This window comes from Microcoleus sp. Aus8_D2 (assembly GCF_036702665.1).
GTDB lineage: Bacteria > Cyanobacteriota > Cyanobacteriia > Cyanobacteriales > Microcoleaceae > Microcoleus.
In genome coordinates, this window is record NZ_JAUBUN010000004.1 from 144,079 (window position 1) to 166,971 (window position 22,893).

At 45.9% G+C, this 22,893-nt stretch carries 17 protein-coding genes; 6 read left to right on the forward strand and 11 right to left on the reverse strand.

Features of this window, described 5'->3' with window-relative positions:
• Nucleotides 1-24: 24 nt before the first annotated feature.
• The 4 genes from QUB64_RS04715 to QUB64_RS04730 form a co-directional block, all read right to left on the reverse strand.
• Complete coding sequence (locus QUB64_RS04715; protein ID WP_333270325.1) at nucleotides 25-1,575, reverse strand: hypothetical protein; 1,551 nt, start codon at nucleotides 1,573-1,575, stop codon at nucleotides 25-27.
• A gap of 5 nt (nucleotides 1,576-1,580) precedes the next feature.
• Entirely contained in the window at nucleotides 1,581-1,970 is a 390-nt protein-coding gene (locus tag QUB64_RS04720; RefSeq protein WP_333270328.1) for a hypothetical protein, read from the reverse strand.
• A gap of 290 nt (nucleotides 1,971-2,260) precedes the next feature.
• On the reverse strand, nucleotides 2,261-2,647 hold the full coding sequence (locus tag QUB64_RS04725; protein WP_333270331.1) for a hypothetical protein: 387 nt from the start codon (nucleotides 2,645-2,647) through the stop codon (nucleotides 2,261-2,263).
• A complete protein-coding gene (locus tag QUB64_RS04730) occupies nucleotides 2,629-6,075 on the reverse strand; it encodes a CHAT domain-containing protein (protein WP_333393973.1) in 3,447 nt (1,148 codons plus the stop codon). Before QUB64_RS04730 ends, QUB64_RS04725 begins: the two co-directional genes overlap by 19 nt.
• A gap of 567 nt (nucleotides 6,076-6,642) precedes the next feature.
• On the opposite strand from QUB64_RS04730, the gene QUB64_RS04735 reads away from it, so the two are divergent.
• Nucleotides 6,643-8,130, forward strand: a complete 1,488-nt coding sequence (locus QUB64_RS04735) for a TldD/PmbA family protein (protein ID WP_333270337.1) — start codon at nucleotides 6,643-6,645, stop codon at nucleotides 8,128-8,130.
• A gap of 299 nt (nucleotides 8,131-8,429) precedes the next feature.
• The gene (locus QUB64_RS04740; protein WP_333270340.1) at nucleotides 8,430-9,776 is read left to right on the forward strand and encodes a TldD/PmbA family protein; all 1,347 of its coding nucleotides are present in this window, start codon (nucleotides 8,430-8,432) and stop codon (nucleotides 9,774-9,776) included.
• Nucleotides 9,777-9,981: 205 nt separating this feature from the next.
• On the opposite strand, the gene QUB64_RS04745 is transcribed toward QUB64_RS04740, so the two are convergent.
• On the reverse strand, nucleotides 9,982-10,128 hold the full coding sequence (locus tag QUB64_RS04745; protein ID WP_333270342.1) for a hypothetical protein: 147 nt from the start codon (nucleotides 10,126-10,128) through the stop codon (nucleotides 9,982-9,984).
• Between QUB64_RS04745 and QUB64_RS04750 the strand changes: the two genes are divergently transcribed.
• On the forward strand, nucleotides 10,120-11,244 hold the full coding sequence (locus QUB64_RS04750; RefSeq protein WP_333270346.1) for a THUMP domain-containing class I SAM-dependent RNA methyltransferase: 1,125 nt from the start codon (nucleotides 10,120-10,122) through the stop codon (nucleotides 11,242-11,244). The genes QUB64_RS04745 and QUB64_RS04750 overlap by 9 nt on opposite strands.
• A 544-nt stretch (nucleotides 11,245-11,788) precedes the next feature.
• Here QUB64_RS04750 and QUB64_RS04755 read toward each other — a convergent pair.
• From QUB64_RS04755 to QUB64_RS04765, 3 genes are all read right to left on the reverse strand, one after another.
• The gene (locus QUB64_RS04755; protein ID WP_333270349.1) at nucleotides 11,789-12,685 is read right to left on the reverse strand and encodes a 2OG-Fe(II) oxygenase; all 897 of its coding nucleotides are present in this window, start codon (nucleotides 12,683-12,685) and stop codon (nucleotides 11,789-11,791) included.
• Between the two features lie 558 nt (nucleotides 12,686-13,243).
• A complete protein-coding gene (locus QUB64_RS04760; protein ID WP_333270352.1) occupies nucleotides 13,244-13,663 on the reverse strand; it encodes a peptidylprolyl isomerase in 420 nt (139 codons plus the stop codon).
• A gap of 236 nt (nucleotides 13,664-13,899) precedes the next feature.
• A complete protein-coding gene (locus QUB64_RS04765) occupies nucleotides 13,900-14,769 on the reverse strand; it encodes a prohibitin family protein (protein WP_333270356.1) in 870 nt (289 codons plus the stop codon).
• Nucleotides 14,770-14,937: 168 nt separating this feature from the next.
• Between QUB64_RS04765 and QUB64_RS04770 the strand changes: the two genes are divergently transcribed.
• Together QUB64_RS04770 and QUB64_RS04775 are read left to right on the forward strand one after the other, a co-directional pair.
• On the forward strand, nucleotides 14,938-15,729 hold the full coding sequence (locus QUB64_RS04770; protein WP_333270359.1) for an RNA ligase family protein: 792 nt from the start codon (nucleotides 14,938-14,940) through the stop codon (nucleotides 15,727-15,729).
• 85 nt (nucleotides 15,730-15,814) lie between these two features.
• Nucleotides 15,815-16,969, forward strand: coding sequence for an AAA family ATPase (locus QUB64_RS04775; RefSeq protein ID WP_333270361.1), 1,155 nt, complete (start codon nucleotides 15,815-15,817; stop codon nucleotides 16,967-16,969).
• Between the two features lie 131 nt (nucleotides 16,970-17,100).
• Here the strand turns inward: QUB64_RS04775 and QUB64_RS04780 are convergent, their stop codons facing one another.
• From QUB64_RS04780 to QUB64_RS04790, 3 genes are all read right to left on the reverse strand, one after another.
• Nucleotides 17,101-17,781 (reverse strand): HAD family hydrolase, encoded by a 681-nt coding sequence (locus QUB64_RS04780; protein WP_333270363.1) that lies wholly within the window; start codon nucleotides 17,779-17,781, stop codon nucleotides 17,101-17,103.
• Nucleotides 17,782-18,178: 397 nt separating this feature from the next.
• Nucleotides 18,179-18,394 carry an acetyltransferase gene (locus QUB64_RS04785; protein WP_333270366.1) on the reverse strand — a complete coding sequence of 72 codons (216 nt, stop codon included), beginning with the start codon at nucleotides 18,392-18,394 and terminating at the stop codon, nucleotides 18,179-18,181.
• Nucleotides 18,395-18,421: 27 nt separating this feature from the next.
• Entirely contained in the window at nucleotides 18,422-19,588 is a 1,167-nt protein-coding gene (locus tag QUB64_RS04790) for a zinc-dependent alcohol dehydrogenase (protein WP_333270369.1), read from the reverse strand.
• Between the two features lie 471 nt (nucleotides 19,589-20,059).
• Here QUB64_RS04790 and mutS point away from each other — a divergent pair, with 471 nt between their 5' ends.
• Entirely contained in the window at nucleotides 20,060-22,687 is a 2,628-nt protein-coding gene (gene mutS / locus QUB64_RS04795; RefSeq protein WP_333270608.1) for a DNA mismatch repair protein MutS, read from the forward strand.
• Nucleotides 22,688-22,893: the final 206 nt, after the last annotated feature.

Here is a 22,893-nt window from a genome sequence, read left to right on the forward strand (position 1 = left end):
GATATCGAGATCCTTTTGGAAATCTTAACTGCGGTTTTGCCGGGGATCGGTTTCCTCGGAAATTGCCACCTCTGGATTTTGAGAAGTACCCAAACTTCTCGGCACGGAGTCCTGTATTTGGGTAGGATGGGATGATGCTGTTAGCAGTTTGCGAGTGCACCACCAAGCTAACCATCCCAAACCTCCACCCAATATGCAGCTAACTGTAACGGAAATCACGAAGGGATGCAGCAGGGGATATTGGGGAGATGGTAAGTGCAAAGGTTTGTCTACCACCAAAGGGTAGCTGCTGGCGAGAATTCCAGCAAAGCCGATGCCTACGCCGATACCGGTACCGACGGATTGAATGGTATTCTCTAATTTACGATCGTTCTCTTTTTCGGTTTGGGCTGAAGCGCGATCGCTCTCGGCTTGATCGATTTCGACTAAACCGCGTATACTGGCAATAATCTGATCGAGTAATTGAGCGCCCGGTTTAGAGTAGTTGAGGTCGGCTTGAATTTGCAATTGAAAGGTTTGGCTTTCTCGTTCCGCAAACCGATTAAATAAATCCAGAGGATCGTTTGCTTGAGCTTGCAGGCGCTTCAGGGTGAGTTGGTAATTTCTGGTATGAATGTTCAGGGTATTCAAACTATCTTCTAGATTGCGGATTTTTAAAGTATATTGAGGAACAGTTTTTAAGATATCTTTGAGTCTGTTTTTTAAGATAGCCAAATCTAAAGATTCGGGCAATGTTGATTTACTTTCAATTTCTTCGATGATTAATCTGTTGAGTTCGTCGGCGAAGTTTCGACTCTCTTGGAACGCCTTGGTGATTTTATGATAGTATAAGAATAGTTCGGGTAAGTCAAAATATATTTTTTTCAGTTGTTCGGAAGTCGCATCGGCAAAATAGAACAGCACCAGATACCGAGTTCGCGATGTTTTGGGTCGGCTAAATTCTAAAATGTAACTATCTAAAAATGTATCGGCTTGATAAAAGTCAGGACAAAAACCAAGTAGTTGATGCAGCAAGGTTTCGGCATGAATTCTTAAGGCTTCAGCATTGCTTGGTTTGGACTCAGACAAATAAGCGGTGATGAGTAAGGTTTCTCCGATAAAAAGTGGGTTTTTGGCAAGAGTTAAGCATTTGTTGGGGTTGAATTCGCCAATTTTGCTGGAGTTGACGCCATCAAAACCTGGAGATTGCGGGCGAAACACATTAATTAATAAAGCGTAGCTATCGCTAATTTTTTGCGGATACACCACTAGACGATATAAAGGTTTAGGCTGAGTTGGATGTTGGTTTTTCTCTGGGCCCGAAAGCAAAAAATATTGTCTGGTTCCTGGTTTTTGGCTATTTAGTAAGTCGTAGTTTTCTGACTTGGGAAAATCTTGACGCAACTCAGGAAATGAATTAGGGAAATTTAGCTTAGAACTAAAATTATGTTTTAATAATTTTTCATAGTTGTGCTTGAAATTTTCGGGAGGTTCGTTAATTTGTTCTGGCAAATCTAAGTAGGAACCTGATTGCAGGGTGAAAGCAAACAGGTTAACATTTAAGGCGTAGTAAATCGGAGCTGGTGCGTTGGACATTGCGATTAATCTTCAGGAGTATTTTCGGGAGTGTTGTCTTGAGGCTGCTGATTCTCCTGAATTATTTTTTGGATTTTATCTCGATTGCGAATAATATCCGCTTCGTTTGATGGGGGTGCAGCTTGAATTTCTGGTTCGTCTTCATCAAACATATCGCAGCGAAGTTTTGGCCAATCCGTCTCCTGCAACTTTTGATTGATTGCTGGATATTTTTCGCACCCGTCTAAAATGGCTAAAGCAATTTTATTAGGTTTGCTAATATCATGTAAAGCTAAATTTAGTTGATTGAGGTCTTGCCAAATAGTAGCATTAAATAGGTTGCTGGTTTTTTGTTCTATTTCCAGCAATGTGAGGAAGTCGAGAATGGTTGTAGCCGCGTTAGAATAGTCGTTCATTTTTCTAAGTTATTCGTGTGTTCGGGAAATCTTCATATAGTATACCAACTGCCAACCTGATTAGGAAAAACTGTAGGGGCGGGTTCACCAACCATTTCTGGTAAAAATGAATAATATCATAAACCCGCCCCCGCCCACCAACAATCAAAATGTACCGTGAATTTATTGGTAAAATGTTCATCTATAGCGCTTCTCAGAAAGATGAGGTATGTTGTTGGGCTTCAGCCCTCTTTAAATTTGTTGCAGAGCAAGGTATGCGCCTAACAACTCCATTTACAGTTATACCTCATCTATCTGAGAAAGGCTATAAATACTGGCGAAGATAGGGCGGGTTTATCAGATTGTTTGTCGGTTTGATAGATGGTTGGCGAACCCGCCCTTACAAAATCTGTGCTAATAAATACTGGCGAAGATCGGGCGGGTTTATGAAATTGTTTGTCGGTTTGATAGATGGTTGGCGAACCCGCCCTTACAAAATCTGTGCTAATAAATACTGGCGAAGATGGGGCGGGTTTATCAGATTGTTTGTCGGTTTGATAGATGGTTGGCGAACCCGCCCCTACAAAATCTGTGCTAATAAATACTGGCGAAGATAGGGCGGGTTTATGAAATTGTTTGTCGGTTTGATAGATGGTTGGCGAACCCGCCCTTACAAAAATTATATACCAATCGCACAAAAAGCTGCCCAGTATTGAGGATCGGCAAAGGGTGGATTGGCAAAATTGCGACGCAACAGGATTTCCAGATTGTCGAGGCTATCTTCGGCGATTTTGACATCGTTTTTCAACCAGGTTAAAAAATCGTCGCGATTAACGGTTCTCAACCAATTTTGGGCGGCTTGTAAGGCTTGAGAAACTGACAAGTTTTCATGTTTGAGATTTTCATAAAAGCGAATCATCAGAAAGGCGGTGGAAAAATCACTGACTGACCATAAACTACTGACAACATTCGTCGCACCGGCATAGAGGAAACCACTAGCTAAACCGATATATTCGTCGGTGGAAACGCTACTTACTAATCCGGTTTCACAGGCAGAAAGGGTGACTAGGCGACAGTATGGTAAGTTGAGAGTGGCGAAAATTTCTTTGAGTGTCAAGCATTGAGTCTCCAGCCGAAAGCGATTACCATTGCGTAAGGTTAGGTAGCAATTTTTATCGGTTTCCTCTGGATTTTGTGAGGGTAGTTCGGCGGTAACTAAGGGAGTTTGTGCTGCATCTCCAGCTAACAGTAAAGCTGAATTCATTGGATTGTTGGAGTTGAAGCTGCCGTGACAAGAGAAATGGGCGTAGTAGGAAGCAGTTAATTTGGTGAGAGTTGCTTCGGAGTTAAAGGCGATTTTGGTGGCTTCGCGGTTTTTCAAAATGTGCGCGTGGGGGTTGAAGGGGCGGGAAATCTCTGCTACTTCAATTTCAGTGTAGCGCAGGTCTTCTGTGGGATTTTGGATGGCGAATAAGGGGAAAATTTTAGTGGTTGGCGGGCGTTGGCGTTGGTGGAGTCGGTCGAGAAATTGGCTGCTGGGGGCGTATTGTACGCCGTTGGGGTAGAGCTCTAGCAAGTAATCTGTTTGAGTTTGATTGTTTGCTAATTTTCGGGTGGCGGGTAAGGCGTGAAGCGGTAACAAATGTAAATCCCGGTGGGGGATGAGGATGAGTTTTTGGATGGTTGGAGGTAGTTTTTCTAGGACTTGGTTGAGGTGTAGGGATTGCGCCAGGATTGGTAGGCGGTGGCTGAGGGCTTGACTCCAGGTTTTTTGGCGGTAGTCGCTGAGGTAGGTGGCGATGTCGGTGTCGAGTTGTTGGCGGTTTTCGGGGGTGAATGCTAGGTGTTGAATTTGGGTTTTAACCCCCCCTAGCCCCCCCTTGGTAAGGGGGGGGACAAGATTTGGAGTCTCACTTGGTAAGGGGGATTTAGGGGGTTCTTCTTGATTATTCAAAGTCCCCCTTACCAAGGGGGATTTAGGGGGTTCTTCTTGTTGAATTTGGGTTTGAACCCCCCCTAGCCCCCCCTTGGTAAGGGGGGGGACAAGATTTTTAGTCTCACTTGGTAAGGGGGATTTAGGGGGTTCTTCATCGGCGAGGGTGACGATGAAGGCATGAAAACCAGATTCAGGGTTTGGGGGAAGATACCACTCGATGAGGGCGGTTTCGCTGTCGAGAAATTGGGTAAAGTCGGGTAGTTGGGGGATGACTTGTTGGGTGAGGGTGAAGTCGGGATCGTTGATTTCTGTCAGGAGTTGGGTGAGTTGCTGTTGTCGGTTTTTTAGTTCGGTTTCGAGGGGGGAAGTGGCTGTTTGAGGACGTTCTAATTTGTTGGAAATACTGCGGTTTTCCTCGGTGTTGCTGTCGGTGTCGGTGGTGTCGGTGGGTTCGTTGCTGTCGAGTTGTTGTTGGAGGGAGGCAATTTGGTTGCGGAGTTGGCGGAGGCTTTGTTTTTGTTGGGGGGTGCTGTTTTTGGGTTCGAGTGTGGCGTCGTCGAGGAGTTCGATGAGGGTGCGAGATTTGCTGCGTTCGACGGTGAGGAGGGCTGTGTGGTAGCGTTCTAGGTGGATGCTGGCAAGTACCAATTTTTCGTAGATGGGCAAGGCATTTTCCAGGATTTGGCGCTTGCTGCGTTGGGATGCTGCCCAGGCGCGACTTTGTTCGACGGCGGTGATGGCGTTTTCATAGCCGTAAGTGGCGTTTTCCCAGTCTTGGAGTTCAAAGGCAATGTTGCCGAGGTTGCACCCGGTTTGGAGACAGTCAAGGGGAAAGGCAGAAGGAGTGCGAACTTCTAAGGCTTGTCGGAAACACTGAATCGCCACTTCGATATTCTCGGCTTTCTCTCCCCTGATTCTGTTACTGTAGGCTGCTGCCAGATTATTTTGCGTCATTGCCCAATCTTCGGGAAAGGTATCGGGGGTGTAAACGGATAAAGCATTGGTGTAAGATGCGATCGCCAGTTCGAGATTCTCGGCTTTCTCTCCCCTGATTCTTTCTCTGTAGGCTGTTGCCAGATTATTTTGTGTCGCTGCCCAATTTTCGGGAAAGGCATCGCGGGTACGAACGGATAAAGCATTGGTGTAAGATGCGATCGCCAGTTCGATATTCTCGGCTTTCTCTCCCCTGATTCTGTCACTGTAGGCTGCTGCCAGATTATTTTGCGTCAGAGCCCATTGTTCGGGAAAGGCATCGCGGGTAAGAACAGATAAAGCATTGGTGTAAGATGCGATCGCAACTTCGATATTCTGTGCTTTCTCTCCCCTGATTCTGTTACGGTAGGCAATTGCCAGATTATTTTGCGTCCGAACCCATTTTTCGCTTCCCGGTTCCCGATTATTTAAAACTATTTGATAACCTGCGATCGCAATTTCAATATTATTCGCTCTTCTCCCCAGAGGAAAGTTACTAATATCAATACTCAAATTTTCAATATCGCCGAGAATCTTTCTAGTTCCTTCTGGGTGTTCTGCAATTAAATTACTAGCTACTTGCTGTAAAGTTTCAGCGAAACGGGCATTAAGAAGATGTTGCCGTTGCTTGAGAATGGGGTAAACTACAGCAACATCGCTATTGCTATCTTGTTCGGCTTGCAATAATTCTAGGATAAAGTTTGAATACTCTTCTGGATTTTCCCCCTCAGAGTTATCGCTATCTTCCTCCTCACGCATCCCCAAGAATTCCCCTACCTGAGTGGCAAGATTCCGCAAAAAATTAGCATTATTCTCGTTTCCTTGCTGTGCCAAAGTTGCCGCTACCGCCTCGCAAGCTTGCAGAAACCCAGCATCGAGCAATTCCAAGTTATCCTGTAATATCTGCGCTTCCTCACCGCTAGGACAACTCAGCAGTTGTTGAATCAATTGCAGATAAGCAGAATTACCCTCTGCATTTTCTCCCTGAACCCCGGCGGCCAAAGCTTGACTAATTTGCTCCGCCAATTGCTGCAAAAAATCCGCAGCATTTTGTTCGCCATCCGCCGCCATCCGACTCGCCACTTGCTGCATCACTTCAATCAAGTCTGAGTCTATTAACTCTGAGTGCTCTTGCAATAGTTCCATTTCTGCGCCAGACGGACAAGTCAGCAGCGATTGAATCAGGTTCAAGTGCGATCGGAGGCGGTTTTCATCCATGAGGTGTGAGGTTCGACATTCTTTATTTGTTTAGTTGTAGCACAAATGCCAGCAGTTTTAGTTCAGGTGCGAGATTTTTTTTATTTGGGGATGGAAGATTTCGCCCGGATTTTTCGAGCTAGGATATGGCAATGTCCATTAATCTGATGTCTTGCACCAATGTCAATGGGGTTTGTTCGTGGGGTGGGGGCGGGTTTATTTGATCTGTCTGTTAGGTTTTAAGCTGTTGTCAATGGGGTTTGTTCGTGGGTGGGGGCGGGTTTATTTAACCTGTCTGTTACGTTTTAAGCTGTTGGTGAACCCGCCCCTACAGGATTTTGGCGGTTGGAATAATTAAATAGCGTTATAATCGGGTTTGTTCGTGGTGGGGGCGGGTTTGTTTAATCTGTCTGTTACGTTTTAAGCTGTTGTCAATGGGGTTTGTTCGTGGGTGGGGGCGGGTTTATTTAACCTGTCTCTTACGTTTTAAGCTGTTGGTGAACCCGCCCCTACAGGATTTTGGCGGTTGGTTCAAAAAATTCAACAGCGCTATAATGATGGATAACTAACGACGAATGACTCATCACTATGGTACTGTTAACCGCAAAAGTTTCTGCTAACGAGTTGGCAAATTTGGCTGTAGATTTGATTCGGAAATCTGGGTGCGAGTACGGTGACGTGCGTTTTTGCAGTTACCGCAGGCAAAGTTTGTATGCGCGCGATCGATCTTTAAGCAATATCTCCGATAATGTAAGTTCCGGTTTTGGCGTGCGAGTGTTGCTAGACGGCGCTTGGGGCTTTGCCGCCAGTCACAGCAAAACGCCCGCAGAGGTTGCCAGAATCGTCGCTTTGGCTGTTGAAATCGCTAAAGGCAGCCGCTTGACTCAAAAGGAACCGGTGCGCTTAGTACCGGTGGAAAAATATGTCGATACCTACATTAGTGCGATCGCAATTGACCCGTTTTCAGTACCCGTTGCTGACAAAGCCGAACTGCTGCTAACCATCAACGAGCGCCTGCTATCCCACGATTCTCAAGGCATCAAAAAAGCTTATTCTTTTTTGACCTTTAACCGCGAGGACAAGGTTTTTGCGTCCACAGAAGGCTCGCTAATCGCACAAACAATCTACCGCAGCTATCCGGGTTTTGGCTGTACGGCAATTGCGGGCGGCGATGCCCAAAGTCGCAGTTACGAACGCCCGCCCCTAAATATCGGTTACGAACACATCAATCCCGAGGATTTGTTGAGTCAAGTCGCCCGAGTTGCGGCCGAAGCGATTGAGAAAGTCAGCGCGCCAAAGGTTCCGGCTGGTATTTGCAAATCCCTGATTCTGAAGCCGACAAATTTGTTTCTGACAATCCACGAATCCGTCGGACATCCAACAGAATTAGACCGGGTTTACGGCTACGAGTCTAATTTTGCTGGCACGAGTTTTGCTACTACTGATAAATTGAATAAGTTGCAATACGCTGCACCTTGGGTAAACTTTAAGTGCGATCGCACTCAACCCCACGGCCGCGGTACAATGGGTTACGATGATGAGGGTGTAAAATCGCAGGATTGGTACGTTGTCAAGGATGGGATTTTAGTTGATTATCTCACTGACAGAGAAACAGCTTATCGCCTCGGACGTGCTAGCAGCAACGGTTCCGCCTGCGCTGACAGTTGGTCTAGCGTGCCGATGGTGAGAATTCCTAATTTGGGACTGGAACCGGGCCCGGATGGCGGCAGTCATACTGCTACTTTAGATCAGATGATTGCTGATACGGAAGATGGGATTTTAATTGATGGTATTGGTAGTTTTTCGATTGACCAACAGCGGCGCAATTTCCAATTCGGCGGTAATGCTTTCTGGAAGGTGGAAAAAGGTAAAATTGTCGGTATGTTGAAGGATGTAACCTATCATTCAATGAGCACAGATTTCTGGAATCAAGTAGATGCGATCGGGCCTGCTTCCGAACGGGTTCAGTGCGGTACTAATATGTGCGGAAAAGGTGAACCGATGCAGGTTGCTCAAATGACTCACGCTTGTGTACCGGTGCGGGTGAGGGATATTCAAATTGGGGGAAGGGCTTAATTCGGAATGATTTAACCACAGAGGGCGCAGAGAACACAGAGAGAGTATTCGTAGGGTGCGTCGCCTGAGAAGAATCCCTAAATTTAACCTACAATCTGATAGCGACGCACCTTACACATTGGGTGGAATACACAAACCCCAAAAAAGATTGTAGCAAGCTTGTTTATGGCATGACATAAGGTGCGTCGCTATGAGATTTTAGCGGTTTTTTAGAGATTGTCGATGAATCCACACCCTACAGATACTGCGTCAATCTGCCTGATATCTGCGGTTACAAATTACCATCCAACTTATAAATTATGACTGCAACAACATCCCCCTCAATATTAAGCGAAGACCGAGCATTATCTTTGCTAGAGTCAACTGTTAAACAATCATCGGCGGAAGCAGTATTTGTCAGTCTCTCTACTGGTGAAGAATCTCTTTCCCGTTTCTCGGAAAATCAAATCAGCCAAAATATTAGCAAGACTGTATTTAGCCTCAACATTACTAGCTATTTCGGCAACAAAAGCGCCTCTGCATCTGTTACCGAATTTGATGAAGATACGATCGCCCAAACCATCAAACGATCGCAAGAACTAGCTCAAATTGCCCCCGCAGACCCCGAATGGATGCCCTTGCTGCCCCCTCAAACCTACGATTTACCCACGCCCGCGTTTGATGAAGCAACGGCCGCTGTATCGCCTCTAGCCCGCGCTGAGATGGTGCGGCAAGCCTGTGCGATCGCCTCCCGGGAAGGTGCTAACGCTTCCGGTACTTTGAGCGCTGAGGCGTCGTTGTACGCGATCGCCTCGTCAACCGGACTCCGCGCCTGCAACCAGTCTACAGAGGCGAATTTCGGCTTTACAGCCCGCATCGGAGACGGTTCTAGCTGGACGGAAAGCACGGCTTGGGGTATCAATCAACTACAAGTAGCGGCATTAGCAGCACAAGTTGTCGATCGCGCCAAAGCCTCCCGCAACCCCCGCCCCATCACTCCGGGCGTGTATCCTGTAATCTTTGATGGCGCTGCGTTTGCGGATTTGCTACCCTGGATTGTTTGGGGAATGGATGCGCGGGCGGCGGATGAAGGGCGATCGTTTATGTCGATCGCAGATGAGTCGGGAAAACCCGCTGGAAACCTGGCTGGGGAACAACTTTTCAGCCCGTTGGTGCAGGTACAGCGCGATCCGAGTCATCCTTTATTGCGATCGAATACTTTTTTCGGCGACGGATTGAGCAATAGCTATTTGGAAATCATCAAAAATGGCATTCCTCAAAGTTTATCTTATTCCCGCTACTGGGCTGCCCAAAAAGGCAAAGAAGCGAAAGGTGCTTATTACCCGATCGTGATGACAGGTTCCGAGCAAAGTTTAGCAGATTTAATCGCTCAAACCGAACGCGGAATTTTCGTCAGTCGCGCTTGGTATGTCAACTACGTGAATCCGAAAACATCGGAAGTAACGGGAATGACTCGCGACGGTACTTTCTGGATTGAAAATGGTAAGATTGCTTACCCGATTAAAAATTTCCGTTTCAATCAAGTTTTACCTGATATGTTGCGGGATGTGGATGCAGTTAGCGAGGTGAAACGTTACGGCGGTAGTGTCGTGCCCGGAGTGCGCGTCAAAGCTTTTAATTTCAGCAGTGTTACTGACAGTTTGTAATTTGCAGGGGTGCGCTGCGTGGCGGTGCACCCTCTGTGAGTTTAGGAAGGCAGTTCCATTCTTGTTTAAAACTGGTATCATGAGGGCGATCGAGAAAAACCCATTCCCAACCCCCAACCACCTGTCTTCACAATCCACAAGTCACGAATACACACATAGCTATTTCTTCCCTCTTCCTTCTTCACTAATGACTAATGACTACTGACTAATGACCAATGACCTGTTTGGCCCATGCCCCATGCCCCATGCCCCATGCCCCATGCCCCATGACCAATGCCCCATGCCCCATGCCCCATGCCCCATGCCCCATGCCCCATGCCCCATGCCCCATGCCCCATGACCAATGAATCAATATTTTGCCACAGTAGCGCGCGGTTTAGAAACCATTGCCGCCCAAGAATTAGAACGTTTAGGGGCGCAGGATGTCAAGCCCGATTTTACAGGAGTTTACTTTGCGGGCGATCGCGCTTTATTGTACCGCGTAAATCTCTGGTCGAGAACAATCTTTCGAGTCCTAGTTCCCATAGCCGAATTCCGCTGTTACGACTCAGATAAGCTTTACCGCGAAGTCCAGAAAATCCCTTGGGACGAATACTTAGATCCTGAAAATACATTAGCAGTCAACTGCACCGGCGGGAACGACAAGTTAAATCACACTCACTTTACAGCTTTACAGGTCAAAAATGCGATCGCCGACCAACAGCGCCACCAATTTAACAAGCGTTCCAATGTTGATGTCGAAAATCCCGACTTACTAATTAACCTTCACATCCATCGAGACCAGGCTATTTTAAGTTTAGACAGTTCCGGCGGCAGTTTGCACAGGCGGGGATATCGCCCAGCAATGGGCTTAGCTCCGCTCAAAGAAACCCTCGCTGCTGCCCTATTAGAGATGGCAGAATGGACGCCAGATTTACCGTTTTTAGACCCGATGTGCGGTTCCGGAACTTTGCCTTTGGAAGCGAGTTTAAAAGCCTTAAACATTGCGCCTGGATTGTTTCGCGAAAAATTTGGATTTATGAGTTGGCGCGATTTTGACGAGCCTTTGTGGGATTCATTGTGGGCCGAAGCTGAAAACAGCGAATTGGCTGAGCTTCCTGAAATGGTCGCTGGGTGCGATCGCGATTCTGATATGTTAGATCAAGCTCGCACCAACGCCCAGCAAGCAGGTATTGCTGGTAAAATCAAGTTTGCTCGTACCGAATTATCCGAGTTGGAAGCACCGACAGATAGAGGCGTGCTGATTTGCAATCCTCCCTACGGAGAGCGCCTGGGAGATGCTAGCGAATTGGGAGATTTGTACAAGATGTTGGGCGATATTTTCAAGCAGCGTTTTAAAGGTTGGAATGCATTTATTTTGACGGGGAATAAGGAGTTGGGAAAACAGGTTGGACTCAGGACATCGAAGCGAATTCCGGTTTTTAATGGCTCGATTCCCTGTACTTTGCTCAAGTATGAATTGTATTGAGTATAGCGGTTCTCAAAAAAGTGAGGATAGCCCATAGCCCTGTTTTGCCCATGCCCTATGCCCTATGCCCTATGCCCGGTTTGGCCGTCAAGTACCTCATCTTTCTGAGAAAGCCTATATCTCTAGTAAATATCAACTATTTTGAGCGCATGGAACAGGAATTTACAAAAAGGAGTTTTGGCAACTTATACACTAGACAAGATTGCATTCATTCGCTCTCAATTCTTGAAATGCATCTGCGTTTATCTACGTCGATCTGCATTGAATTTACGGTTGACGTATTATACCAAATCCGGGTTTGGGACCCCGTTTCTTCAGTCGGCATTACTGCCGACTTTGTTTGTCTAGAAGCGGTTTCAACCGCCGAAAGATCGAGGGGATATTTAACCCGGATTTGGTATTAATCAAAGATTTAGGCAATTCAAGTCTACTATGTATGTTTTAGTTGAACGCTATTTTTTCAGAGATTTTCATCAAAGCGAAGGGAAAGAATTTTGTCGCCTTGGCCGATAGCATTCCCTTCGCCTTACCTTGATTCAATATTTTACCTAGACATCAACTTCGGCTGGAATGACTGCGAACCATTTTCCCACCAGAAAACGCATTCTTTTTGGCGTGGAGAAAGAGTTTTTGAAAGCACAAGCAACTCATCTGGCGAAAAAGGAGCATTCCAGTGATCTGAAAACACTTTGATCGGTTCTCTGGAGTGATAGTTAAAAAATATGGCGTCTCGGTTTGACTTGAGAGGCATCTTACCACGATGGAAAACATGGTGAGAGTCGAAGAAAATCACAGTACCTGCTGAGCCCGTACATGAAGCCCAATTTGATGGATCTAAAACTTCCGCTACTTCTGCATCAGAAAATAAAAGTTTGCCTTTGAGAGAGCTTAATTGAGAATTGAAATGCTTTGGAATATATTCAAACGGGCCGCTTTCAGCATTCACATCATTCAAGTAAACAGCTATTTTGAGAAGTCGGTGATCTTCCGGGTCTTTATGCCACAATCTTGTATATACCTGCTGTTCGTTCGCAAAATCTTTCTGAAAAAATAAGCCGCGGTAAGCAACGGGAACTTCAAGATAATTTTCAGCAATGTCGAGCAACCGAGCTTGAAGACCCCACGCAAAAATTTCGGAATTTTCTATAATTTTTGCTGAATTAACATGGTAAACGTATTGATCGGGAAAAGCAGGAGCTTTTGGATTATTAGGTAAGATCGCCTCGACGGCATCCAAAAGTTTTTCATTCATTGGTAATGACAAAGCTTCTAGAGAAGTAATAAAAGCCCCTTCCTTCCTGAGAGCATCGACAATACACTGATTTGTCGCACTAAGTGCAGGTATTTTTTTGATATGTTGAAACATTCTCCAATTGAAAGATAAACCCGATTGCAGCAGCGAAGCTTCTCTTGCTACTTTTCTTAAACCTCTATTAATCATGTTAATTGTACTTTTTTCCTTGGCAGTCTGAAATATATATCTTTTATATCATCAGTTTGCTTAGGCGCCGTAGGTTTTTTACATAAATTTACTAACCGGGTTCATCCCAGTAATGTCGATCGCGAATCAATCGCCCAACCATCTTAAATGCCAGTTATATATATAGCCTTTCTCAGAAAGATGAGGTACTTGACGGGCATAGGGCATAGGGCATAGGGCATAGGGCATAGGGCATAGGGCATAGGGCATAGGGCTATCCTCACCACGCTTGAGAACCGCTATAACTTATTTTATATATAGTTTAATTGCTTTTCAGTACCTTTTATGCTGATTTTTTAATTAGCATCATAACTTGCCTGTAAAATTAAGGCTTCTAGCCGTGGGTCGCTGCGAGGGCCTCTAACCGTAAGCATAACGACTACGCTTTTTACCGTAAAGGTTTCAGCGTCGTTTACAGGCTTATTTAGGATAACCAGTAATTAAGAGCCTATTTAATTTAGTATTATGTTTGCAATAAGGACTAAAGTCCTTACTACAAACGCCACTAATTACTGAAAATTAATGCTCGATTTTCAGCGAAATAATCTTGTCGCCTTGGCGGATCGCATTCACGACAGACATATCTTCAGTTTTGCCAAAAGTTGTGTGAACTCCGTCTAAATGAGACTGGGGAGAATGGCAAATAAAGAATTGGCTACCACCCGTATCGCGGCCTGCGTGAGCCATCGATAAAGTTCCTGCCAAATGTTTGTTCGAGTTGATTTCACACTTGATTTTGTAGCCGGGGCCGCCACTTCCCGTGCCTTTTGGACAGCCGCCTTGAATCATAAAGTTAGGAATGACTCGGTGAAACGATAGTCCGTCGTAAAAACCTTTTTCCGCCAATTCAACAAAATTCTTTACTGTATTCGGCGCATCCGCATCGAACAGTTCCAAATTGATTGTACCCTTGTCGGTTTCCATAATAGCGCGGGTCATGATTTCTCCTTGCTTCCTAAAATGAGTGTGCTGTCTGCGTGTTAATTGCGGACTTTGGTTTAATAGCGACAGGTTGCAAGCTGTCACTATATTTTGACTTTCAGAAGTGTAGCATACTCCGGCAAATCTCATAGGACTTGGGCCGGCTTTCTGAGCAAACCCGGTTTCTGGCGAGATTTGTGGTTAGCAAAGCCAACATTTTCCCAGAAACAAGGGTTCAGAGGGTAAGTGCTATTTTAATTGTCGATCGCTTTTGGGCGATCGGGTTCTTCCTTAATATCGTTCATATTAAAAATGAAAGGAACCCGACTCGAACCGCTGCCCATAACCAGCACTTTTGGCATCTGAGCGCCTCCGCTTCTCCAAGCTTCGATCGCCTCTTTTTGCAGCACCAAATCGCCGCCTTGAGCCTTCAGAGTTTCTGCTAAAAGTCTTTGAGCTTCAGCCCTACCTTGAGCGCGGTTAATATCAGCTTGAGCCTGTTGTTCAGCTTCTTGAGCAACATAGACTGCCCTTTGCGCCCGCTGTTCAGCAACCTGTTTCTCCTCAACTGCTTTCGCAAAATCTGTGGAGAATCTAATGTTAACAACGCTAGTATCAAGGACGATTACATCGTACTTTGACAGCCGTTCCTTCAGTGCAGTATCAAAGTCTCGCTTTAGTTCGCTTCTTTGAGTAATAGATTGTTCGGCGGTTCTCAGTGCAGCCGCTGTTTTAAATGCTTCTTGCGTCTGCGGAGCAATAATTTTAGAGACTATATTCTCCAAGGTTCCTTGAGTCCTTCTGACATCGACTACTTTTGCTGGATCGAGGCGAAAATTGATCGCAAAACTAGCATTTAAATCCTGAAGGTCTTTAGTAGCACTCTGAGCGGGAACTTCAAATTTTTGGACTGTTACATCGTACACATCAACCTTGGAGATCAGCGGGGGTCTGAGGTGAAATCCCTCTAACAATGCTCCATCTGTGGCTTTTCCTAAAATGCTGACAACCCCTGCTTCACCTGGATTGATGACAACAAAAGAGTTGAAGCCCAGGAGCAGCGCGACTACTAATAGAATCCCAGCGATCGCTGAGGTTACGCTCTGGAAACTTTGACTTTTCAAAATACACGCTCCTTTGTGATAAATCTATTATATAGCGCTCCGAAATGATTTGCAAACCTCTCTCCGATATGACTTCGCGCCCTTTGCGTCTTCGCGGTTCGTAAAAAAATACAATTAACAACTCAAATAGAATTGTTATGATAGATAAAGGAATGAGGTAACAGCGCCATGGTCGAAATTGTTAAATATCCTAGAACTTATCACATCGAAGGTTCGCGTTTCCAGCCGGGTGATGAAGACCTCGACAGCGTGCCATTTAGGGCTATTGGCGATCGCCCTTTAATTATCGAAGAAAAGGTAGACGGCGCCAATACAGGCATCAGCTTCGCCCCAGACGGACAAATGCTGCTGCAAAGTCGCGGCCACTATCTCACCGGCGGCCCCAGAGAAAAACATTTTAACTTATTCAAACAGTGGGCGTTCAGTCTCAGCGGAGTCCTGGGAGAAGTGCTGGGAAATCGTTATATTTTGTACGGCGAATGGCTTTATGCAAAACACACTGTTTTTTATGATTTGTTGCCGCACTATTTCATGGAATATGACGTGCTGGACTTAGAAAAAAGTCATTTTTTGAGTACAGAAGCCCGCCGCAAATTGTTAAGCGGATTGCCGTTAGTGTCAGTTCCTGTTCTGTTTTCTGGAGTAGTCAAATCGCCCAAGCACATGATGCAGTTGATGGATAAATCTAATTTTATTCAACCTGGACATTTGGAGCGGTTGCGCTTGCAATGCCGGGAATTGGGATTGGATGAAGAGCGGTGTTTGAAGGAGACTGATAATAGCGATCGCATGGAGGGTCTGTATATTAAAGTCGAAGCAGATGGAATTGTCAAGGCGCGTTACAAGTACGTGCGCGCTAGCTTTTTGACTGCGATTAAAAATGCGGAGGGACATTGGCTGAATCGCCCGATTGTACCGAATATTTTGCGTCCGGGTGCTGATTTATTTAATTTTAGCTAAGAGTCTGCGGTTGAAACTGCTTCTACACAAACAATGTCCGCCTCTGCGGACGAATAAATTGCGTTATTAACAAACAGGTGAAACCGTGACTACTTTATTATCACAATCTGCAACTTGGACTTTTCCTTTTTGTCCGGAACCGCCCGATTGGTTCTTGGATTGGGAGAACATTTACAATTATTTTGATTGGATTCAAAACTTAGAAGGATGCCAGCAAGACCCGATTTATCACGCTGAAGGTGATGTTTTAATTCATACCAAAATGGTCTGCGAAGCCTTAATATCTTCCCTCAATTGGCGGCAGATTCCCGCGCCAGAACGTTCAATGCTTTTTGCTGCGGCTTTGCTCCACGATGTCGCAAAACCTGCTTTTACAAAGATAGAAGAAAATGGCAGGATTAGCTCGAAAGGTCACGCCCGTCAAGGTGCGAGGATGGTCAGACAAATTTTAGCTCAATTTGACCCGCCGGTGCAGTTTAGCATTCGAGAGACTGTTTGCGCGATCGTCCAATTTGGCAGTTTACCCATCTGGCTGCTGGACAAACCCAACCCGCAGCAGTCTGTAATTAAAGCCAGTCAAGTTGTCCGCTGCGATTTCCTCGCACTTTTAGCAGAAGCAGACGTGCGCGGGCGAGAGTGTGCTGACAGACAAGAAATTCTGGATAAAATAGAACTATTTCGGGAGTTTTGTCAAGAAAATAATTGTTTGGATTCTCCGCGACAATTCCCCTCAGCACACAGCCGATTTATCTATTTCCGCAAAGAGAACGGCAACCCCGATTATAAAGCATTTGATGATACTAGATGCGAAGTTGTTTTGATGTCGGGATTGCCTGGAAGCGGTAAAGATTATTGGATTAAAGAAAATCTGCCCAATTGGCCTGTTATTTCCTTGGACGCGCTGCGAAAAGAGATGAACGTTCCTCCCGATGAAACTCCCGGAGAAGTAATCGTGGAAGCTAAAAATCGAGCGCGGGAATACATGAAATTGGGACGTTCTTTTGTGTGGAATGCTACCAATACGACCAAACAAATGCGCCAGCAATTAATTAATTTTTTTGCAGGTTATCAAGCGCGAATTCGGATTGTTTACCTCGAAGTTCCCCTGGAGGAAATATTGCGGCGGAATCGATCGCGCGCAGCAGCAGTACCAGAAGCGGTAATTCAACGATTGGCTAATCGGCTGGATATTCCAGATATCACCGAAGCGCATGAGGTAGAATGGATTGTAGATTTCTGACCTCAGTTCTTTTAATCAAATGTTAGGACGCTGCTCAAAGCCCATCCCACAAGAAAAAATTGTGGGATGGGCTTCTAGCCCGTCCTAGCTATGAGCGAAGCTATCCCTGTTCATCGATCGCCCGTATTTTATCAACGAGCTACCAATTCCTTTTTCCCTAACATAGAATCTTGATACTGCGCCAATAAGTCAGCGGGGTGATCGTAAATTTCCGCAGCACCTGTAAGCGAAGCATCATCAAAACCTCCGCAGCGAAAAGCAATTACCGGCACGCCGCACTTGCTCGCAGCTTCGATATCGTAAGGAGTATCAGCTAACATCACAGCCTGACTCGCTTCCACCTGCAATTTGCTCAAAGCAGCTTCCACAATATCCGGTTCCGGCTTAGAAGCTTCCGCATCGCTAGATGTTGTTGCTTCATCCAATAAATCGTCAGCTTCTGCGGCTTTCAGCAAACCAGAAAGTTCTTCGCTGGTAGCTGAAGTAGCAATAATCAGCCGCAATCCTTCTTGCTGCATTTTTAACAGCAATTTCCGCGAACCAGGGGCTGGAGAAAGCTCGGGAACAAAGCGATTAATAATCAATTCTTTGCGCCGCTGTGCAATCTTTTTCCCGTCGCCTGCTTTGTCAGAAAGTCCCGATACCATTTTGGGTATAAGTTGGTCGCCTCCCATACCAATTAGCGGGCGAACTTTCTCAAAAGGTACGTCGTATCCGCAAGCAGCAAATGCCTCTACCCAAGCTTGAGCGTGGGCGTCATTGCTGAGTACGAGAGTACCGTCAACATCGAGAATTACTGCTTGCAAATTCATAAGTTATTTGCTGTTATTGATGAGAATTGTTGCAAAAATATGGTTTGATCGTTCGGACTTCAGTCCTTAAATAATTAATTAGCAAATTCGGGACTAAAGTCCCCACTACGAACCTAAGGTTTGTAGTAAGGACTTTAGTCCTCTCTTAAGTTTGTAGTAAGGACTTTAGTCCTCTCTTAGGTTTGTAGTAAGGACTTTAGTCCTCTCTTAAGTTTGTAGTAAGGACTTTAGTCCTCTCTTAAGTTTGTAGTAAGGACTTTAGTCCTCTCTTAGGTTTGTAGTAAGGACTTTAGTCCTCTCTTAAGTTTGTAGTAAGGACTTTAGTCCTCTCTTAAGTTTGTAGTAAGGACTTTAGTCCTTAATTACTTAATGAGTCAATCGGGGACTGAAGTCCCTACTACGAACCTTGAGTTTTATAATTTTCCTCAGTCCAGCAACGCGGCAGAACTTCCCCTGAGGGAAAAACCAATTTATCCTTTTCAAAAGTAGCCGGCTCTTGCTCCTCTTGACCTGCTTGATTTTTGCCCGCCACCTCTGTTTTTGTTGGGCTGACTAAAGTCTCGATGTCGATAATTTCTATCAAATCGCCGGATTCTTTTTCTTGTAAAAGCATAGTTTCTCCTTGTGAATTAATGGTGAGTTAGGGTTTGAGAACAACTTTGATGCAGTTGTCTTTTTTGTGCTTGAAAATCTCGTAAGCGTCGGGCGCTTCATCCAATTTCATGCGGTGGGTAATCACGAATGACGGGTCAATTTCGCCTTTTTGCACGCGATCGAGCAAAGGGCGCAAATAGCGGTGAACGTGCGTCTGTCCCATTTTCAGAGTCAAACCTTTGTTGAAAGCTGCACCTAAGGGCACCTTGTCCACAAAACCGCCGTAAACGCCGGGAATTGACACCGTACCGCCTTTGCGACAGGCGAGAATCACTTGTCGCAGGGCCGTAGGCCGATCGCTCTCCAGGCGCACAGCTTGCTTAGCTTTGTCGTACAAAGCATCGAGGCCGGTACCGTGGGCTTCCATTCCCACCGCGTCGATACAGGCGTCAGGCCCGCGTCCCCCCGTCATTTCGGTGACAGCTTCCCCGGCGTCCATTTCTTCGTAATTAATGATTTCAGCTTTCGCCGCGGCCGCCATTTGCAAGCGTTCGGGTATGCGATCGATCGCAATTACTCGATCGGCGCCCAACATAAACGCGCTTCTGATTGCAAACTGTCCGACAGGCCCGCATCCCCAAACAGCAACAGTATCCCCCGGTTTAATGTCGCAGTTTTCCGCCGCCATGTAACCAGTCGGAAAGATATCAGTGAGGAACAATACTTGCTCGTCAGAAAGTCCGTCAGGAATTTTCAAAGGGCCGACATCTGCAAAGGGAACCCGCACGTATTCTGCTTGACCGCCTGCATAACCGCCCGTTAAATGCGAGTAGCCAAACAGTCCCGCCGGCGAATGACCGAACATTTTTTCGGCTAAGCCTGCATTCGGGTTGGAATTGTCGCACAGAGACCACAAATCTTGATTGCAAAAAAAGCAACTGCCGCAAGAAATAGTAAAAGGAATGACAACGCGATCGCCCTTTTTTAAGTTCTTGACTTGGCTGCCGAGTTCGACGACTTCCCCCATGAATTCGTGGCCCATAATGTCGCCCGATTGCATGGTCGGGATGAAGCCGTTGTAGAGGTGCAAATCTGAGCCGCAGATTGCTGTAGACGTTATTTTAACAATGGCGTCGCGCGGATTGATAATTGTTGGGTCGGGTACATTATCAACTCGCACGTCATTTGCTCCGTGCCAGCAAAGAGCTTTCATTATTTGTTTCTCCTCTAGTTAACTACTAGCAGATTTTGGTTCTTAATCTTAAATTTACTCCGCAGCTAAATCACTCGGCTGGATGTTTTAATTTTAAGCATATAAAATCTGGCAGTTCTCTATCCGAGGTATAATTTATAAATCTATCTTTCGGCTGTTTTAAATTACAAACAAGCTTGACAAAAACGCGAATAAATTGCAGAAGCTTTCGGGTTCTTCTGTTAACAGTTAACAGGTAAGAGCGGCATGGCTGAGGTTGTTTTTGGCGATCGGGTTCGTAGTGCGGACTTCAGTCCGCTCTCCGGATGCGGACTGAAGTCCGCACTACGAACCATATAACGGCGGCCGCATCTGGAGAATCGCGCACCCTGCTGGAGGAGGATTAATCGTCAAAAATTGTATCATTAGCTATAGCTAAAAGCCGAGCTTGCGCTAAAGTTGTTAAAGATAAAAATTTATCGATCGCCTTTTATGCCTTACACTGCATCTACCCCAACAGATCCCAATCAAGCCAACATCCGCAATGCCGACCACCGCTTACTAGAATTCACCAAGCTGACGCCGATGATGCAGCGGTATGTGGAAGTGAAAGAACAGTATCCCCACGCACTTTTATTATTTCGAGTCGGAGATTTCTTTGAGTGTTTTTTTCAAGATGCCGTGACTATTTCGCGGGAATTAGAACTGGTTTGTACGAGCAAAGAAAGTGGCAAAGAAATCGGTAGAGTGCCGATGACAGGAGTACCGCACCACGCCCTCGATCGCTATACTTCTCAATTAGTAGAAAAAGGCTATGCTGTAGTAGTTTGCGACCAAGTTGAAGATGCCTCGATCGCAGCAAAAGAAGGCCGCCAAGTCAAGCGCGAAATTACCCGCATTCTCACTCCCGGAACTTTGACTGATGACGGAATGCTCAAACCCCGACAGAATAACTTTTTAGCAGCAGTTGTCATCGCTGGCGAACATTGGGGATTGGCTTATACTGATATTTCTACAGGAGAATTCGTCACTACCCAAGCCGATAGTTTAGAACAATTAACCCTCGAATTGCTGCGCTTGCAGCCTTCAGAAGTGCTAATTCCGACTAATGCGCCGGATTTGGTGACGATGTTGAGGCCGGGAGAGAAATCCGAGCATTTACCCGATTGTTTGCCGAATTCGTTTTGCTATTCTTTGCGATCGCAAATCCCGTTTACTTTGTCCGAAGCCAAACAGCGCATCCTGCAAAAGTTCAAAGTGCGATCGCTCGAAGGACTGGGATGCGCCCACCTTACCCTCGCAGTGCGCGCCGCCGGAGGTTTGCTGCAATATCTCGAAGAAACTCAAAAAGAAAAAGCAGTTGCTTTGCAAAGATTGCACACTTACACTATCACCGATTTTCTGATCCTCGACTACCAAACCCGCCGCAATCTCGAAATAACTCAAACCGTCAGAGATGGCGTATTTCACGGTTCGCTGCTGTGGGCGATCGACAAAACCAGCACCGCCATGGGAGGCCGTGCTTTGCGCCGCTGGTTGCTGCAACCTTTGCTCAGCATTAAAGGTATTTGCGCCCGCCACGACACGATTCAAGAATTAGTAGAAAACAATCCCCTGCGCCAAGATTTGCAGCAGTTGCTGCGCCAAATTTACGACATCGAAAGACTCACGGGGCGCGCCGGTTCTGGAACCGCTAGCGCCCGAGATTTGGTCGCTTTAGCCGATTCTCTCTCGAAATTGCCGCAATTGGCGGCGATCGCCACTGAAGGAATCTCGCCTTATTTAAAAGCCCTGCAAAATGTCCCGCCGATTTTAGAGGAATTAGCAACTCAAATTCACGCTTATTTAGTTGACGAACCGCCAATTCATTTAAAAGAAGGAGGTTTGATTCGATCGGGCATCAATCCGATGCTTGATGAGATGCGCCAAACTGCATCAGGCGACCAAGAATGGATTGCCAATTTAGAAGCAAATGAAAGAAAACGCACCGGGATTTCTAATTTAAAAGTCGGCTACAATAAAGCTTTCGGCTATTACATCAGCATTACCAAATCGAAAGTTGACCAAGTACCGAACGACTACACCCGCAAGCAAACTCTTACCAATGAAGAACGCTACAGCACTGAAGAATTAAAAGAAAGAGAAGTGCGAATTCTGACGGCGCGCGAAGATTTGAATCAGTTGGAGTACGATATTTTTGCGAAATTGCGATCGCAGGTAGGAGAGCACGCCGAAATTATTCGCAACGTTTCCCGCGCGGTGGCGGCGGCGGATATTTTGTGCGGTTTGGCGGAAGTAGCAGTTTATCAAGATTACTGTCGCCCGACGATGGTTGAAAGTCGGGAAATTAAAATTATTGAAGGTTGTCATCCGGTGGTGGAAAAGTCTTTACCGCCGGGATTTTTTGTCCCGAATTCGGCTTTTTTGGGTCGGGAAGCAGCGCTAAGTCGCCCAGATTTAATTATTTTAACCGGCCCGAATGCTAGCGGCAAGAGTTGTTATTTGCGACAGGTGGGTTTAATCCAGTTAATGGCGCAGATGGGCAGTTTTGTCCCGGCGAAGGCTGCAACTTTGGGAATTTGCGATCGCATTTTTACCCGTGTCGGCGCCGTGGACGATCTAGCAACCGGTCAGTCTACGTTTATGGTAGAAATGAACGAAACTGCGAATATTCTCAATCACGCCACGCCGAAATCATTGGTATTGTTGGATGAAATTGGTAGGGGAACGGCGACGTTTGACGGACTTTCGATTGCTTGGTCTGTAGCAGAATACTTAGCCAGCGAGATTCGGGCGCGGACGATTTTTGCGACTCACTATCACGAGTTGAACGAGTTAGCTTCTATTTTGGATAATGTCGCAAATTATCAGGTGACGGTGAAGGAATTGCCGGATCAAATCGTATTTTTGCACGAAGTTCACCCCGGAGGTGCTGACAAATCCTACGGAATTGAAGCGGGGAGGTTAGCTGGTTTACCGCCGTCGGTGATTGATAGGGCGAGACAGGTGATGAAGCAGATTGAGAAACACAGCAAAATTGCGATCGGGCTGCGGAAGGGTGTTAAAAAAGAAGGGAAACAAGAGTCTGAGGGCCAACAATTAGATATCTTTGATGATTGAAATTGTCATCAAAAAAGGTTCGTAGTAAGGACTTTAGTCCTTCAAAACTCAGATTTAAGGACTTTAGTTCTGACTGCACACCTATCATTTAAAACTCAGATGGAAGGACTAAAGTCCTCACTACAAACCTGGAAGGACTAAAGTCCTCACTACAAACCTGGAAGGACTAAAGTCCTCACTACAAACCTGGAAGGACTAAAGTCCTC